The following is a 17,945-nucleotide window of genomic DNA, read 5'->3' as shown; positions in this document are numbered from 1 at the left end:
AATACCCGAATAAATTATTTTATTATAGAACACAATATAGTTTTTTTCAAGTTTTTTAATTAATATTAATTAATTTATTTTAACCAGTTTAACTAAAACATGTAAATTAATTATGTAATTTTAAATACTATTTTATTATTTAAACTGTATAAGTTCTACACCTGCTTCTTCTAATAATTCCGTGGATAAATCATCTGGGTAATCACCTTTGTATATTATTTTTCTGATTCCTGCATTTATACACATTTTTGCGCATAAAATGCATGGCTTAGTAGTTACATACATTACAGAATCTTTAATACTAATTCCATGGTATGCAGCTTGTACTATAGCATTTTGCTCTGCGTGGAGCGCTATACATAATTCGTGCCCTTGTCCAGACGGTATATTCATTTGTGCTTTTGGACAACCTCTTGTATCACAATGTCCGATTCCCTTTGGAGCTCCATTATATCCTGTAGTAAGTATTTGCTTTTCTTTAACTATTACAGCCCCTACCTGCCTTCTTATGCAAGTTGATCTAGTCTTTACTACCTCTGCTATCTCCATAAAATATTCATCCCATGATGGCCTCACGTATAATCAACTCCTCTATTGGTGTATTATGTATGAATATTAAAATAAATTTTAATTATTCATATTGAATTAAAAAGCTAATAATAAATATTATAACACCTTAAAAAAATTTGAGTATACTTTTTATACGTAATAATTAATATTTTGATACAATTTGCATAGGAAAACCATAAACTTGCATTTTTCGACATATTTATCTACATAATTCACTTTAATATGGCAAAATTTTTCTTCTAAGAATAGCTTCTAATACTCCTCCAGCTATACATCTTCCTTTATCAGAAATAGTAAACGAATTTTTTACTTCGTTTGCTCTCGGGTCTATATCCGAAATTTTCAGTTTATTTTTTACATATAACCCATCTTTTAATAGTCCTCTTAATACACCATCAATTGTTGCTCTAATTTCGTGTTTTTCACCAGTCTCATCGTTTCTTATATATGCAAGTAGTTGGTCTTTTTCTACAACATCTCCAACTTTGGAAACGTTTTCAATAATACCTTCGCAACTTGCGTACATAACTCTTTCTTTTGTAAACCCTCCTATTGCTCCTGGTTCGCCTGTATTTGCCATTGCATACCCATTCGTTATTATCCTTCCAAGGTTATGTCCTCTCATAGTCTCTATAACCATATCGACATCTTTTCCAGCGCAAAATCCCGGTCCTAGAGCTATTGTAGTCTGCGCCATAGACATATTGGTACCAACATTATACTTCGCAATAATAGCATCTACAAGTACATCTGGTTGAATTTTTGACAACGTTTGACATTGTGGGTCAATTATTAATGGAACTTTCTCATCATCTAAAACACTTTTTATCTCATCTAAATCATCACACAACTTACATCTTACACCTTCGACCTCTACTTCACCTTCGTACACAGCTTCACAAAAAGAAACTTGTCGACGTATCGCCTGTGGTTTTTCAATTTCCAATGCTATTACCTTATAGCCACTTTTGTGCAACTTATGAATAACTGCAGTTGATAAATCCCCTGCACCTCTTACTACTACTATACGGCTCAATTTTTTCACCTCTATTAGTTCATTCATCAAATTTCAAAACTTAAAGTTTATATTTTTTTGTTAATATATTATTTATCCACTTAATATACTAGCAAATTATATGCCAACTTTAATTATTTGATAAATCTACAAAAACTTGCAAAATACTTGCTTTCATTAATATTTGGTTAAATTTAATCTATATACATTTCTCATATCAAGAATTTTATCGATTTGATAAATTTATTTTGAGAAATATTTACATATTATATGCATTTATCTCAAATATTATATTCTTTGTTCTTACATAAATCAACTAAATTTATGTTAAAGATACATTAATTTTTTCTAGAACTTATTTTTCAACATGATTCTACTTTTTTTAAGACAGAGAGTGGTAAAGGAGTTGCTTTCTACTCTAACATAATTGCTTATAGGATTATAGTTAGCAATATGGTCTTGATAAATTAAATTACATAAAATAAATAACCAATATTTATAAAATAAAAACCTGTATCAAATTGTCTAATCTCAATTCAATACAGGTTTACCATTTTAAACTTTACGATATCTACTTAGTACCGAATAATCTATCCCCAGCATCGCCTAAACCAGGAACTATATATCCATGATCGTTTAATTTCTCATCTATCGCAGCAACATAAATATCAACATCAGGATGATACTTATGAACTTCTTCAATACCTTCTGGAGCTGCAACTAAGTTAACTAATTTTATACACTTAGCTCCATAACCTTTAAGAACATCTATCGCAGCAACTGCCGAACCACCTGTTGCTAACATAGGATCTACTACAAGTAATTCTCTTGATCCTATATCTTCTGGAAGTTTACAGTAGTACTCATGTGGCTTTAGTGTTTCTGGGTCTCTGTAAAGACCTACATGGCCTACTTTAGCTGCTGGTATTAAATTTACTAACCCGTCTACCATTCCTAAACCAGCTCTAAGTATTGGTATTATAGCTAATTTTTTTCCTGATATTACTTTTGATTTTGTTAGTCCCATAGGAGTCTCAATTTCAACATCACTTAACTGCATGTCCTTTGTTATCTCATATCCCATTAACATTGTTATTTCTGTTAATAGCTCTCTGAAATCTTTTGATCCCGTATTTATGTCTCTCATAAAAGTTAATTTGTGTTGAATTAGTGGATGATTTGTTTCTGTTACTTTTCCCATTTTTTATTCCTCCTATTATTTGTTATATTTTTCTTCTATTGATTTAATTATATTGACCCTCTTTTCGTGTCTACCGCCTTCGAATTCTGTTTCTATCCATGCGTCTACTATCTCAAGAGCTAGTCCTTTGCCGAGTACCCTCTCACCTAATGACAACATATTAGCGTCATTATGAGCCTTTGACATCTTTGCTGAAAATGTGTCAGATACAACTACACATCTAATACCAGGAATTTTATTTGCAGCAAGGGATATACCTATACCAGTACCACAGCATAGTATACCATAATCTACGTCTTTTGAAACTACCGCTTCAGCAACTTTTTCTCCATAAATAGGGTAATCTACTGAATCAATATTATTTTTTGTTCCAAAATCTACACATTCGATTCCTTTTTTCTCTAAGTGTGCTATTATTTCTTTTTTTAAATTATAGCCTCCATGATCGCTTCCAAGTCCAATTTTCACTTTATTGACCTCCAGAAATTATATTTTTTCAATTATTTTATCTACTGATTCTTTAATCTCATTGTAAGTAATTTTGTAAGTTTCTAAATCTCCGCCATACGGATCTGAAATATCACTTTCCCCAAGATCAGCAAACTCTCTAAAAGTATACACTTTATTTATACATTTAGGAACAGCTTGTACTAAAAATTTTTTATGAGTTTTAGTCATAGTTAAAATTAGATCAGATTTATTTAAAAGATCTTCTGTTAATTCAGTACTTTTATGGTTAGATAAATCAATATTTCTATCTCTCAATATTTTTATTGAATTTTCAGATGCCCTCATTCCATTTGCAGTAGATAATCCTGCAGAATATACATTGTAATCTTTTATATTTTTACCCGAATTTTCAATTGCTTCCTTTAACAATCTCTCAGCCATAGGGCTTCTACATGTATTTCCTGTACATACTACTAATATATTCAAATATACCACTCCTTTTAAGCTTTAATTATTTTATATCCCGCAGATTTTAGAAGTCTATTCATTATGGCTCTTCCAACCCCATCTATCGGAAAATTCTCTGAATATATTTTGTCAACTTTGAGCTTGTCCATCTCTATTAAAGTATCAAATAAATGACTTGCAACTTCCTCTAAAGTATCTCCAAGTCCTATTACTATTCCATCATAGTCTTTTTTTCTGTCATTAATGCACATTACACCTGAAGTCATGCCCTCTTCCTTATCCAATTTTACCATATTATTAATCTTGTTAACCACATCTTTTTTGTCACCAGCTACAATAAAAACTTCCGCATTTGGAGAATAATGTGTGTACTTCATGCCTGGAGCTTTGGCTTTAATATTATCCGATTTTTTATTTAATGATGGATCAACTTCAACTTGTCCAAGCGCTTTCTCTAGATCTTCTTTAGTAATACTACCAGGTCTTAGTATCATCGGAATATTAGATGTTAAGTCTACAACAGTTGATTCTAGTCCAAAGTTACAATCATCACCAGCAAGTATCCCTGATACACGCCCTGTCATCTCATCTATTACATGTTTAGCTTTCGTTGGTGAAGGTCTCCCCGAAATATTAGCAGAAGGAGCCGCTATAGGCACTCCAGCCTCTTTAATCACCTGCCTAGCAATTTTATGAGATGGCATCCTTATAGCCACAGTATCAAGACCACCACTAGTTCTATTTGGAACTATATCTTTCTTTTTGAGTATAATTGTAATTGGCCCTGGCCAAAATTTATCCATTATTATTTTGGCATTTTCATTAACCTCTGATGCTAAATCATATATTTCCTTTTTATCATATATATGAACAATTAGAGGGTTGTCACTTGGTCTTCCCTTTGCTTCATATATTTTTGCCACAGCATTTTCATCTAACGCGTTAGCTCCTAGACCGTATACAGTTTCTGTTGGAAATATAACTGTCTCACCTTTTCTTAGAAGCCCGGCAAACTCCTTAATCTTTTGTTTATCTTGCTCATCTATATTATCTACATTTATCTCATATATAGCTGTCTTCATCTTACGTATCCCCACCTTCTCAATTATGATTTAGATATAACCCACTATCAGTGTTCCAATTAAAAAACCCAAAACACAGTACATACTTCGCGATTTTGGAAATATTTCCTCTAATACAACGTATATCATTGTTCCAGCAGCCATAGCTAAAAAAACACCTATAAGAGAACTGAATATTCCCGCAAAGTATACTCCTAGAAAACTTCCTATTCCCATCGGTATGCCTGCAATTAGTGTTAATAGTATAACCTTACCTAACTTCATCTTGCTTCCAATAAGACCAAGAGCCATTGCTAACCCCTCTGGAATATTATGAAGACCAATTACTATGGCAAGTGTTATACCTAACTTTTCTGTCGACATAAATGAAGAACCTATTGCTAGTCCCTCTGGAAGATTATGCATAAGTATACTTATAAAAATTAAGTATCCCGATCTGGCATCTCCAGAAAAGTGAAGTTTTGTTTTTATGTACATTGTCAATACAGCACCTAAAAATGTGAATAATACAGCACCCAATATCCCCATTGCATTCATTGATTCTCTCATTAAATCGAAAACTACTACTGCCAACATTATTCCACCAGATAGGCCCATAAAAAAATTTATATATTTGTCTACTTTTTTCCTAAATAAAGCAGAGATTAATCCACCCATTCCTGTTCCTACGACACCGGCTATTAATCCAATCATTGTCACCTTTAGTATCATATTATCCCCCCTGTATATAAAAAGTATATACTTCGAGATGGTATAACATGACTACATATACATACAAAAAAAGTTGTCTCAAAATCTGAAGTAATTCTTAGATTGAGACAACCCTTTAATTTCTATTATATTGCCGTCATTTTTTCTGTTTGATCAACAGTAATTAAAGCATCTATCATTTCGTCTATATCACCATCTAAAAATGAATCCAGCTTGTATAAAGTTAAGTTTATTCTGTGATCACTTATTCTTCCTTGTGGGAAGTTATAAGTTCTGATTCTCTCAGATCTATCTCCAGTACCTACTTGACTCTTTCTCTCCGCTGCTATATCTTTGTTCTGCTCTGCTAAAGCTTTATCGTAAAGTCTAGCTTTTAGTATCTTTAATGCTTGCTCTTTATTCTTTAACTGTGATTTTCCATCTTGACATGAGACAACTTCACCTGTTGGTATATGAGTTACCCTAACAGCTGAATCCGTTGTATTTACACTCTGTCCACCATTTCCAGAAGAACGGAAAACGTCTACTCTAATATCATTTGGATTTATATCTACTTCTACATCCTCAACTTCTGGTAAAACTGCCACTGTTGCAGTTGAAGTATGGATTCTACCACCTGATTCTGTAGTAGGTATTCTTTGAACTCTGTGTACTCCTGATTCATATTTAAGTCTTGAGTAAGCTCCCTTTCCTTTTATCATAAATGAAACCTCTTTATAACCGCCAACTCCAGTCTCATTAGAACTAAGAAGCTCCATCTTCCAGCCTCTTCTCTCAGCGTATCTAGTATACATTCTGAAAAGATTTCCTGCAAATAGTGCGGCTTCATCTCCACCTGCTCCACCTCTAACCTCTACGATAACACTTTTGTCATCATTAGGATCTTTTGGAAGTAGTAATATTTTTATTTCGCTCTCAATTGGTTCTACTTTTTCTTCGTTCTCTGAAAGTTCCATTTTTGCAAGTTCTCTTAGATCTTCATCCGATTCTTCTTGTAAGATTTCTTTTGACTCATTTATATTATTTAAAACTTCTTTGTACTCTCTATATTTCATTATTATCGGCTCTAAATCCGAGTGCTCTTTAACATATTTTTGCCAAGTTTTTTGATCGTTTATTATTTCAGGATCTCCGATTTTTTCGCTCAAATTTTTATATGTATCTTCTAATACTTCTAATTTTTTTAGCATAACCCTCACCTCTTCATCGTAACTTCTCAGTCTTATATTTTATCATAAATTAATCCCTATAACAACTCTATCAATTGATTGTAGGTCTTTCTTTGTGTATATTTTTTTAAATCCCTCTTCTTTAAGTATATTTGTTACGTCTTCTGCCTGGTCATGTCCAACTTCATAAGCTAACATTCCACCATGCACTAGATATTTTTTAGCTTCTCTAGTTATGTTCCTATAAAAATCTAGACCATCTACTCCTCCATCTAGAGCTAGTGTGGGCTCAAAATCCTTAACCTGTGTTTGAAGTTCATTCATATCAGATCTTCTAATATACGGCGGATTCGAGACCACAACATCAAACTTTAAATTCTCACTTTCAATAGCGGAGAATAAATTTGATTTTTTAAAAGTCACCCTATCAATTACATCATTATCAATAGCATTTCTTTCTCCTATTTGCAGTGCTTTGTCTGATATATCTAGCGAAATCACTTCACTGTCTTCTAAGTACTTAGCTAAACTAACAGCTATAGCTCCTGATCCAGTTCCTATTTCTACTATTTTTATTTGATCTTTAGGTTTTTTTGAGTTGTTATTTTTATCTTTGTATATTTCTATAATCTCTTCAACTAATATCTCTGTATCTGGTCTTGGTATTAATACACCTTCTGCTACATAATAATCAAGACCCATAAATTCTCTGTTATTTAATATATAAGCAATAGGTCTTCCTGATAACCTATCTTCAAACATTCTCATGAATTCTAGTTCTATTTCTTTTTCTAATTCTGCATCTATATTCATGTGTATATAAATTCTATCGACATCACCCAATGCTCTACAAAGTAACATTTCTATATCTAATCTAGCTGTATCGCTTATGTCTAATAATTTATCTGAGTATATTTTTATTAAGTCTCTGATAATCATAATATCTCCCTTTTTTCTCCATTCAATACGGTTTTTAAAGACTCTAAAGCTACCTCTAGTTGATCATCATCAGGATCTTTTGTAGTAAAGTACTGTAGCATCATACCTGGGTAAGCTATAACTCTGGTTAACTTATTGTCGTATTTTCCAAGCAATCTTATAATCTCATAGGCAATTCCTGAAACGACTGGTATGCATATAATCCTAACAGCAATCCTTACAATAGGATTTGGCCAACCAAAAAATGAGAATAATATTATAGATGTAGCCATAACTATAAACAAAAAATTAGTTCCACATCTAGGATGAAGTCTTTTAAATTTTCTAGCATTTTCTACTGTCAACTCCTCATCGTTTTCATAGCAGTGAATTGACTTGTGCTCAGCTCCGTGATACTGAAATACTCTCTCAATGTCTTTACTTTTTGATACTAATACTATATATGTAAATAAAATACATATTCTTATCATCCCCTCAATAAGATTTAATATAATATCATTTTTTATAAAACTAGCGAAAAGGCCACCTACAAGTGTAGGTATCAGTACAAATAATCCAACTGATAATACCATAGCAAGTGCCATTGATAAAAATATTATCACATCATTTGCTTTATCTTTAAATATCTTTTTAATAAAAATATCGAACTTATCTTCTTCTTCATCATCTTCTTCCAAAAAAACCTCAGAAGAATAGTTTAAACTTTTTACTCCTTCTATCATAGTCTCTATCATAATCAAACCACCTCTTATAAAAGGTACTTTGTCTAATTTTTTATCTCTTACCCAACTTTTTATTGCCTCTTTTTTAACGGTGATCTCTCCATTTGTCATTCTAACTGCAATTGACCTATGGTCTTTCGATTGCATCATCACGCCTTCGATAACCGCTTGACCACCAACTGATTGTTTTTTCATAGTCCACTCCTTTAAATATATCTTAATATAAATAACTTATAAGAATTTTAACATATTTAACCGAATTTGGGTAATAAAATAGGAGTTGGTACGCTCCAACTCCACTTTTATAACATTTAGTCCATATTGAATCTCTTTTTGAACTTGTCGATTCTTCCACCTTTTTCCACATTCTTTTGTTTACCTGTGTAGAATGGATGGCACTCTGAACAAATTTCAACTTTTATTTCGTCCTTAGTTGAACCAGCAATAAAAGTGTTTCCACAAGCACAGTGTACTTCAACTGGATTGTATTTTGGTTGTATTTCTTTTTGCACTAGAATCACCTCTCTCTTTATTTAAACATTAACTTTAACTTTTAAGTTATTTTCTACATTAACAACTACACCATTATAGCACAAGTTATTATGGCATTCAAGAACATTTTGTTCCTATAATTCCAACTTATGTTTGTTTTTTATTATATTTTATACAAAATTTTTTATTGTTAGAATTAATTTATATATATCTCAATTATCATGTATTACTATTTGTTGTAAATTTGCTATTTAAACATTATTTATATAGATTTACTCGATTTAATAAACTCATCATTATTTTTTGTCTTTTTTAATAATTCTATCATTTTATCTGTAATTTCGAGAATAGAGTTGTTGCTCATTTCTCTTCTTAGCTTCCATAAAACAGACTTTTCTGCTTCTGAAAGCAGTAAGTCTTCTCTTCTTGTTCCTGACTTGTATACATCTACAGCAGGGAATATTCTCTTTTCAGCTAACTTTCTATCTAAGTGTAGTTCCATATTACCTGTACCCTTAAATTCCTCAAATATTAGGTCGTCCATTCTAGAACCTGTCTCTACTAAGGCAGTTCCCAAAATAGTCAAAGACCCACCTTGCCTGATATTTCTAGCCGCTCCAAAAAATTTCTTGGGTCCATAAAGCGCTCCTGGATCCAAACCTCCGGATAAAGTTCTACCAGTTGGAGATATAGTTAAATTGTAAGCTCTTGCGAGTCTAGTTATACTATCTAAAAGAATAACTACATCCTTACCATGCTCAACCAATCTTTGTGCTCTATTTAATACCATCTCAGCTACTTTGACATGGTGACTTGACGCCTGATCAAAAGTAGAGTATATAACTTCTCCATCTATTGACTCCTTCATATCTGTAACTTCTTCTGGTCTTTCGTCTATCAATAATACAATTAAATCTACATCAGGATAGTTTCTAGATATGCTGTTTGCGACACTCTTTAGCAATACTGTTTTACCAGCTTTTGGAGGTGCTACAATAAGACCTCTCTGCCCTTTTCCTATCGGAGATATTAGATCTATCAACCTTGTAGCAATTTCACTTTGGCTCTTTTCTAAATTCAATCTTTCCTCTGGATATATCGGAGTCAAAAGTTCAAAGTTCACTCTATTTATTGCAGTATCAGGATTTTCATCATTAATTTTTTGTACGTACAATAACGCTCTAAACTTTTCTCCACTCTTAGGATGTCTTGTTATACCCTTTACTTTATCACCAGTTTTCATATTAAATCTTCTAATTTGAGAAGGTGATACGTAAACATCCTCTTCTGTAGATAAATAATTTGAGCCCCTTAAAAATCCGAATCCATCTTGAAGTATTTCTAATACCCCAACTACTTCATCTTCTTTAGATGTATTAAACTCATCAACAATTTTTGATTCTTCAACTTGTTTAGGCATGTAATTTACCTTTCCATTGTTGTAATTTGACCTATTAACTTTATATGTAGCTTTATCAACTCTATTACTTGAATCACATTTGTTATTAAAATCGTTTCTATTATTATTTTCGCTTTTGCTATTCATTTCTTTATTAACCATATCTCTATTAACAAAATCTTTGCTACTTACTTCATTTCGAGTTTTGCTTTCATTGATATTTTGATTGTTTCTTTCACCGGAAACAGATTTATTAATTTTTGTATCTCTTGCTGTATATTTAGTTTCTCTAACTTCCTTCTGTTCTATTTTTATTTTTTCCCCTGAAGCATTTTCACTTGCCTCTGTTTTTTTATTTGTTTCCTCTTTTTCTTCCATAGCTTTCTTTATAAGATCAATTAGCTCTCCCTTTTTGTATTTGCTAATAGATTTTATATTCAATTCTTTTGCAACCAATCTAAGTTCAGTCAACGTTTTAGTATCTAACTTAGGTTGCGTCTCAATATCTATACTCAAAATAATCCTCCCTATTTTTAAATTATAAACTTTATGTTTGAAATTTTTATTAGAAATATAAGGCATGAAAAAGAAAAGTTGTGTTTAGATGATTAACTCTTATAATATCACTATTTATATATTATGGTCAATAAGTAAGATTTAATACTAATTTATGGAAATATAGATAAAAAAAATAGATAAATACAATTTTTGAATTTATCTATTTAATAAACTTATTTTCATATTTTACAATACACCAGCTATCATACTCAACACAGCCGTTATACTAGAAAGTACTAATACGCCTACAATTCCAAGAGCTATAATCTTGTTCGCCTTTTTTTGTTTTTTTGTAGTCAAATTTACTCACCCTCAATTTTGCTAAAATTATGTTAAATTATTTTCCACTTTTAACATTATCTATTTTTTCATTTTGTTCATTTCTTTTGCAAACTGCTTTTAGATAGTCTAGGAAGTTATCTTTCAGGTCTTCTTTCTTTAGTGCAAAATCCACTGTAGCTTGTAAAAAACCTAATTTATCTCCAACATCGTATCTTCTACCCTCAAAGTTGTAAGCATACATAGCTTCCTTTTGAGATAATATATTTAAAGCATCAGTAAGTTGAACTTCTCCACCTTTACCAGGTGGCAAATCTTTTAATATTCCAAATATCTCTGGTGTAATTATATATCTACCAAGAATAGCTATGTCTGATGGAGCTTTATCCGGACTTGGTTTTTCAACTAAATCTTTAACTTTGTAAACTTTATCTTCAATATGTTTTGCAGAGATTATACCGTATTTGTTAGTATCTTCATGCTTAACTTTTTGTACTCCCAATACTGTTGTTCTGTATTCTTCATATGCATTCATAAGTTGTTTTAGACATGGAACATCATTATCTACTATATCGTCACCAAGCATAACTGCGAACGGCTCATCACCAATAAAGTGTCTAGCACAGTAGATTGCATCTCCTAGACCATTTGGTTCTTTTTGTCTTATGTAGTGTATATCTATCATGTTTGATATGTTTTGGACTATTTCTAATAATTCTTTCTTGCCTTTTTGCTCCAATTCTAGCTCTAGCTCTACAGATTTATCAAAATGGTCTTCTATTGACTTTTTATTTCTACCTGTTATTATAAGTATTTCTTCTATACCTGATGCTACAGCTTCTTCTATTATATATTGTAAAGTTGGTTTATCAACTATGGGTAACATCTCTTTTGGTTGTGCTTTTGTGGCGGGTAAAAATCTTGTCCCTAAACCAGCTGCAGGAATTACTGCCTTTTTAACTTTCATTTGCATAAAATCAGTCCCTCTCCTATTTTAGGTTAATTTAATTTAAACTATGATTAATACTCTGGAATTAAAATATTAAAAGTGCAATAGATTTGCTAAACTGCCGTTAATCTCGATTGCACTTTTAATATATTGTAACATTAATTTGTTCTATTTTCTATTTAATATTAAATTATTTTTTCCAGTTCATCAACCAAGCTATTGAATTTATTTATAGTGTTCTCTATAGGTTTGGTATTTGATAAGTTAACTCCATGTTTTTTTAATAAATTAATAGGATAATCTGATCCTCCCTCTTTTAAGAAGTTAACGTAATTTTCAGGACCATTTTTAAGTATATCTTGAGCAAATGTGACTCCTGCGCTACATCCAGTTGCATATTTGTATACATAGAAACTATTATAAAAATGAGGTATTCTAGACCAACCAACTTTTGACAGTTGATCTAATTCATAATCTTTGCCGTAGTATTTCTGAAGTAAACTTCCCCATAAATCGTTTAGAACTGCAGCATTAACACTTTTTCCTTTTTCCGACATCTCATGAATTTCTTTTTCAAACTCTGCATACATCGTCTGAGTAAACAAAGTACTCTTGATTAGGTCTAAGTATTGAGTAATATAGTATGCCTTTTCTTCATTGCTTTTTGCATTTCTTATATACTTCTCATATAGTAAAGCTTCATTAGTTGTAGATGCTACTTCATGAGTAAAGATAGACGGACTAGAATTGTAGTAATTTTGGTTTTGCGATGACATATATTCGTATACTGCATGTCCCAATTCGTGTGTTAACGTGGAAACAGCGTTAATAGAATTATTATAATTTAATAGTATATAAGGGTGGTTTCCGTATACTGACAGACAATATCCACCACTAACTTTATTTTTTCCAGAATATACATCTATCCAACTTTCATTGAAGGCCTTGTATAAAACATCACTGTACTCTTTACCTAGAGGAGCTAAAGTGGAGTAAACTATGCCTTGAGCTTTATCGTAACCTATATTTTCCTGTAAAGGTTTGACAATTGGAACATTCATATCGTAGGTATATACTTTATCCACTTTTAAAGCTTTTTTTCTAAGTGACGTGTATTTATGAAGACCGTTCATATTATTATTTACCACTGTTATTAGGTTATTGTACACCTTTTCATCTATATTATCTGATTTTAGGTACATCTCAAGAGATGAATCATATCCTCTCGCATCAGAATAAAAAATATTTTTCTTAACTTGACCCGACAGAAGCCCAGAAAGAGTATTTATGTTTCCATTATATGCATTAAACTCTTTTTGGTAGGCAGTCTTTCTGACTTCTCTATCATTTGACTCCATTTGGGTAGCGTATTCAGCTGGAGTCATATCAGTGTTCTTATCCATATTATTGAAAAGTTCGTAAACTTTACCCGGAAGACCTGTAATATATGACGCTTTATTTAATACACTTTCTGATTTATCATCCAAATAATAAAACTTATTCCTTCTTACCTCCCTCAAATAATTACCGTATTTTTTATTTATTTTTTTGTTTGATATTATTTTTTTGTATTTATTATTTGGTATTTTTAATATTTCAAGCTCTAATTTCGAACAAATAGCAGAGTATTCACTTGCTACTTTATTTAATTCTTCGTTCATATCGATGTATTTATAGTCATTTTTATTTATATCTTTTTTTAGTTTTGGGTACGCACAGAGCTTATCAAATCTCATATCCAGCTTTTCTTTTATTTCCAAAGCAAACGATAAATGCGTTTGAGACTTAGCAGCTTTACCTATGTAATTTTTAAGCTCCTTAGTATCTTTTTTAAAACTATTTACTTCTTTTTTCCAATGGTCATCGCTCTTAAATAATGAATTTAAATTCCAACTGACTCTCATACTATTAGTATTATCTTCTACTTTATTAGTAGCATCTTTTTTGTCAGTTTTGGATTCATCATTATTATTATTCATAGTTTCTACTCTATTCTCAGGCGTTTGGTTTTGTTTAAAATTATTTTCAATACTAAATAATGCCATACAAAAAACGCATACAACCAAAGGCAACATTTTTTTAAACAAACTTTTACTCATAATAAGCCATCCTTTCAATCTGTCTAGTTAATACTTAGGATGGCTTTTTTTTGATAAATTATTCAATCTTTGTAAGTATATGAACATACATTATTTGTATAATAATCTATATATTTTTTGTTACTATTTATATTTATCCACAGGCATTATTTATTATCAACAATTAAGAATACGTTTTTTTCAATATTGTTTTTGCTAATTTTTTATAATATTATTAAATTAAATTAGCTTATTAACAAATTTATACACTTTATCCACAATTTTGTGCAATTATCAACTGTTTTTTGTGTATAACTCTTGAATGCATTAATAAGACTCTATTTTTTTATCCACAAACTATCCACAATTTGTCAACAAATTAAACACACTATTTTAAGCATATTTTTGTAACTAAAACAGTCATATCATCTTCGATTTTCTCTGATTGTAGTTCTAAAGCTCTATCTAAAATTGAATTCGAAATCTTCTTAGGATTTGTAGTTTTTATACTATCTAAGTAGTATATTAACCAATTGTCGCCTAGATCTTTATTCCTTCCAGAATCAACTATTCCATCAGATACCATTATTACAATATCTCCATCGTTTACTTTTGAGTTTTTTCTATCTATATTAACATCAGAAAGTATTCCAACCGGAAGCGATGATGAAGATATAAGATCAATGTCTCCATTATCTCGTTTAATATACGTTGAACATGCACCCATTTTTATAGTATCTAGAGATCCACGTCTTAGATCGACTATACCTAAATCAAGCGTAGAAAACATTTCGTCAGATGATTTTAACATTAACATATTATTTATTGTATCGATAATTATTTCATCTTCTATCTTAGCATCTATCATTTTTTCTAAAATATCTATTGTAGCTGAAGACTCTTCATATGCTTTCTTTCCTTTTCCCATACCATCACTTATTGCCATCATATATTTGCCATCATTTATCTCCATAAATGTATAATTGTCACCACAAAGTATATGTCCATCTCTTGACATAGCAGATACTTCAGTTATAGCCTTAAATTTCTGAGCTTTTACAAATGTTGCCTTACATCTATCTCCTAGCGAGTTACACCCTACTTTTCTAACCGATAATTCCTCTCCTACAATGTCTGTAAGAGCTTTTTTTATTTTTTCTTCACACACCTTTCCATCTGTACAAGTAAGTTTCTCTACTTCAATTTCAAACTCGTTATTTGATTTAGTTATGTAATTCACCTTTTCAACGTCTACATCATATCTCTGGAGATTATCGTAAATGCTCTTCTCTTTTTCCAAGTCTAACATTATATTGTTTTCTAAATCCTGAGATAAAGACTCTATAGATTTAGAGATACTTCTTATTTGATTTGCTATAAGTCTTCTATTTTCCGAAAATTTAGTGCTCCATTCATAATCTAATACAAATAATCTGTAATAGTAATTTGCCATCTTTACTATTGATTCTGGCTTCATACACTCCTTCCTAAAATTTTCTGGTATATCTTTTACAGTTAACTCTCCTCTATCTTCAATTCTTTCAAGAATATTGTATATCATGGTGTAAGTATGATTAAATCTGGTCTCCCAACACATTCTCTTCATACTGCACGCCCTACATTCATCATTGTGTATCATATCAACAACACTTGCTATGTCTCTTTGATCTAATACTCTATCTTTTTCTCTAATCCTATCAAATGTATTAGCTAAATCACTGTAGGTCTTATAAATATTATTTAATCTATTTTTGGTTAAATCTTTGCTTCTTACTATGTAATCATTTACATAATCATTTGAAGCAACATTGCTTTTAATTAGTTTCCCAACCTTTGAAAACACTTTTTCTGGAATTGCAATAACTACAAGACAAGCTATTAAAATATCTCTAAGCTGCATTAAATTTGAAGAAATTCCTGTACTGTATGTGTATATTATCATCCAGCTTAGAATATACCCTAGTATACAAAGTATTTTGTTAATCTTGTTAAAAGCTCCACTAACAAGACCCGCAAAAGAATATATCCCCATATATACTGCGGAAGTTAAATTGTTTATCAAAAAAGCTATTCCTACAACAACGCCACAACTTGCCCCCATAGTTGCGCCACCAACAATAGATGTCATAAGAACAACAATAGTAGAAAGAACAATCCTGACAGAAATACCAAATATGGTGACTTCACCTAAACCCATTATAGTGAAAGTTACCAATAAACTTATCGATATGGCTTCTTCAGGGCGGACTGAAAGCCGATTTTTTATATTTGTTAATAAATTTACTCCATAAGAAAATATATATACCGATACAAATAGAATAATACTTTCAGTTAAAGCCATTAATATTTCATAAGTTGTGTTACTAGAAAACAATCCTTGACCAACCGAGATGGGTAAAACCACCCCGGCACCCACGAGAGCAAGCAAGGCGGTGCTTTCAATCTTTTTAATTCTATTGCTAAATAGCATAAATAAAATCAGACAAGCACAATACTTAGCAATGAATAATGTACTATTTGCCGATAAGATCGTACCTATAACCGTTGAAGCAAAAACAGGTACTTTATACTTGTCCCACTTTATCATACAAACAAAAAAAGCTATCCCCAAAGGAGCTATAGACTCCACAAGTATTGATCTACTTAGTAAAAATCCCATAACCATAAATGATATCATTGTAAATGTAATGTATTTACCTACAATTTTAAAATTACTCGTTTTTATAAAATCTTTTTCTAGAACCGCAGCACTTCTTTGCATTTCTAAAACCCCCTCTTTTGTTTATATCAAGAGTTTATCAAAAGCATAGAAGTTTTTTTGTCATATTCAGTTGCCAAACTCAAAAAAAATTCTTACAATTTTTTTGACTTCTGACATATTAATCCCTCTAAATTATCGTACTCACTCACGGTTATTTCCTCTATTTCAAGTTTTTCCATTATTATTTTTAGTATTCCTACACCAGCTGTTATAATATCCGCTCGCTTTTTCTGCAATCCAGCTAGTTTTTTCTTGTCACTTAATGGTATTTCTATGAGGTTTTGTAGAATTTGCTCAACATTTTTTATGCATATTTTACTGTTGTGTATTTTTTCCATTGAGTAAACTTCAAGTTTTTGATTAATTGCAGACAAAGATGTTATTGTTCCCCCGATACCAACGAAATCCTTTATGTCGATCATACTTCTTATGTCGTCAATAGTATCAGCTATTTCTTTTTCTACGAACTTTTCTAATTTCCCAAATGCATTTTTATCTATAGGGTCTTCCTTTAAGAATTTTTCTGTCATTCTAAGTGCACCTATATTCTCACTCTTATTGTACTTTATACCAGATCTATCACCCACGGTAAACTCAGTTGATCCTCCGCCAATATCCACAACTAAAACATTTCTATCCCCATTTAGCCCCTCTATAACCCCTATAAGTCCTAAATTTGCCTCAGAGTCTCCACTTAATATTTCAACATCTATTTCCGCTTCTTTTTTAGCTCTAATGATAAATTCTTCACTGTTCATACTATCTCTAAGTGCTGATGTTCCCATGCAGAAAATCTTTTCACATCCTTCTTTTAAACATATTTTTTTGAATTCAATTAAAGCTTCAATATTCCTAGTTATTGCTTCTTCTAATATAAAACCTGTCTTATCTACTCCTTCGCCAATTCTAGTTGTATTTACGAATTTTTTTCTATTAATGATGTTACCACCTACGACCTCTGCCACTAAAAGTCTCATCGAGTTAGTGCCAATGTCTATTGCAGCTAATTTCATAAAATCACTCCTTTATTATTATTTTAATATAAAAATAGCAATGTATCCAAGTTGAGACCAAAAGTCTACAATTTATAGATACATTGCTA

Annotated in this window: 16 protein-coding genes; all 16 read right to left on the bottom strand. The window is 31.2% G+C overall.

Annotation, left to right across the window (positions count from 1 at the left end; genetic code table 11):
- Nucleotides 1–135 precede the first annotated feature (135 nt).
- Nucleotides 136–576, bottom strand: a complete 441-nt coding sequence (locus KQI18_RS12400) for a deoxycytidylate deaminase (RefSeq protein WP_216468268.1) — start codon at nucleotides 574–576, stop codon at nucleotides 136–138.
- A gap of 211 nt (nucleotides 577–787) precedes the next feature.
- A complete protein-coding gene (yqeB, locus tag KQI18_RS12395) occupies nucleotides 788–1,606 on the bottom strand; it encodes a selenium-dependent molybdenum cofactor biosynthesis protein YqeB (RefSeq protein ID WP_216468267.1) in 819 nt (272 codons plus the stop codon).
- A 550-nt stretch (nucleotides 1,607–2,156) separates the two neighbouring features.
- Nucleotides 2,157–2,786, bottom strand: coding sequence for a uracil phosphoribosyltransferase (gene upp / locus KQI18_RS12390; protein ID WP_216468266.1), 630 nt, complete (start codon nucleotides 2,784–2,786; stop codon nucleotides 2,157–2,159).
- A gap of 15 nt (nucleotides 2,787–2,801) precedes the next feature.
- A complete protein-coding gene (gene rpiB / locus KQI18_RS12385; RefSeq protein WP_216468265.1) occupies nucleotides 2,802–3,254 on the bottom strand; it encodes a ribose 5-phosphate isomerase B in 453 nt (150 codons plus the stop codon).
- A gap of 18 nt (nucleotides 3,255–3,272) precedes the next feature.
- Nucleotides 3,273–3,731 (bottom strand): low molecular weight protein arginine phosphatase, encoded by a 459-nt coding sequence (locus KQI18_RS12380; protein WP_257430863.1) that lies wholly within the window; start codon nucleotides 3,729–3,731, stop codon nucleotides 3,273–3,275.
- 5 nt (nucleotides 3,732–3,736) lie between these two features.
- Entirely contained in the window at nucleotides 3,737–4,786 is a 1,050-nt protein-coding gene (locus KQI18_RS12375) for an L-threonylcarbamoyladenylate synthase (RefSeq protein ID WP_216468263.1), read from the bottom strand.
- Between the two features lie 30 nt (nucleotides 4,787–4,816).
- Nucleotides 4,817–5,497: a ZIP family metal transporter gene (locus tag KQI18_RS12370; RefSeq protein ID WP_216468262.1), complete on the bottom strand. Its 681-nt coding sequence runs from the start codon at nucleotides 5,495–5,497 to the stop codon at nucleotides 4,817–4,819.
- 125 nt (nucleotides 5,498–5,622) lie between these two features.
- Nucleotides 5,623–6,687, bottom strand: a complete 1,065-nt coding sequence (gene prfA / locus KQI18_RS12365) for a peptide chain release factor 1 (protein WP_216468261.1) — start codon at nucleotides 6,685–6,687, stop codon at nucleotides 5,623–5,625.
- Nucleotides 6,688–6,729: 42 nt separating this feature from the next.
- Nucleotides 6,730–7,605: a peptide chain release factor N(5)-glutamine methyltransferase gene (prmC, locus tag KQI18_RS12360; RefSeq protein WP_216468260.1), complete on the bottom strand. Its 876-nt coding sequence runs from the start codon at nucleotides 7,603–7,605 to the stop codon at nucleotides 6,730–6,732.
- Complete coding sequence (locus tag KQI18_RS12355; RefSeq protein WP_216468259.1) at nucleotides 7,602–8,522, bottom strand: DUF1385 domain-containing protein; 921 nt, start codon at nucleotides 8,520–8,522, stop codon at nucleotides 7,602–7,604. The genes prmC and KQI18_RS12355 overlap by 4 nt, the downstream gene beginning before the upstream one ends.
- 116 nt (nucleotides 8,523–8,638) lie before the next feature.
- Nucleotides 8,639–8,839, bottom strand: coding sequence for a 50S ribosomal protein L31 (rpmE, locus tag KQI18_RS12350; RefSeq protein WP_216468258.1), 201 nt, complete (start codon nucleotides 8,837–8,839; stop codon nucleotides 8,639–8,641).
- Nucleotides 8,840–9,081: 242 nt separating this feature from the next.
- Nucleotides 9,082–10,734, bottom strand: coding sequence for a transcription termination factor Rho (rho, locus tag KQI18_RS12345; protein ID WP_236887765.1), 1,653 nt, complete (start codon nucleotides 10,732–10,734; stop codon nucleotides 9,082–9,084).
- A 379-nt stretch (nucleotides 10,735–11,113) separates the two neighbouring features.
- Entirely contained in the window at nucleotides 11,114–12,028 is a 915-nt protein-coding gene (gene galU / locus KQI18_RS12340) for a UTP--glucose-1-phosphate uridylyltransferase GalU (protein ID WP_216468256.1), read from the bottom strand.
- 161 nt (nucleotides 12,029–12,189) lie between these two features.
- A complete protein-coding gene (pepF, locus tag KQI18_RS12335; RefSeq protein WP_216468255.1) occupies nucleotides 12,190–14,103 on the bottom strand; it encodes an oligoendopeptidase F in 1,914 nt (637 codons plus the stop codon).
- 367 nt (nucleotides 14,104–14,470) lie between these two features.
- Entirely contained in the window at nucleotides 14,471–16,843 is a 2,373-nt protein-coding gene (gene spoIIE / locus KQI18_RS12330; protein WP_216468254.1) for a stage II sporulation protein E, read from the bottom strand.
- Between the two features lie 92 nt (nucleotides 16,844–16,935).
- Nucleotides 16,936–17,856 (bottom strand): Ppx/GppA phosphatase family protein, encoded by a 921-nt coding sequence (locus KQI18_RS12325; protein ID WP_216468253.1) that lies wholly within the window; start codon nucleotides 17,854–17,856, stop codon nucleotides 16,936–16,938.
- Between the last annotated feature and the right edge of the window lie 89 nt (nucleotides 17,857–17,945).

It is taken from the genome of Metaclostridioides mangenotii (assembly GCF_018917235.1).
Taxonomy (GTDB): Bacteria; Bacillota; Clostridia; order Peptostreptococcales; family Peptostreptococcaceae; genus Metaclostridioides.
This window is presented reverse-complemented; position numbering and strand designations above follow the sequence as displayed.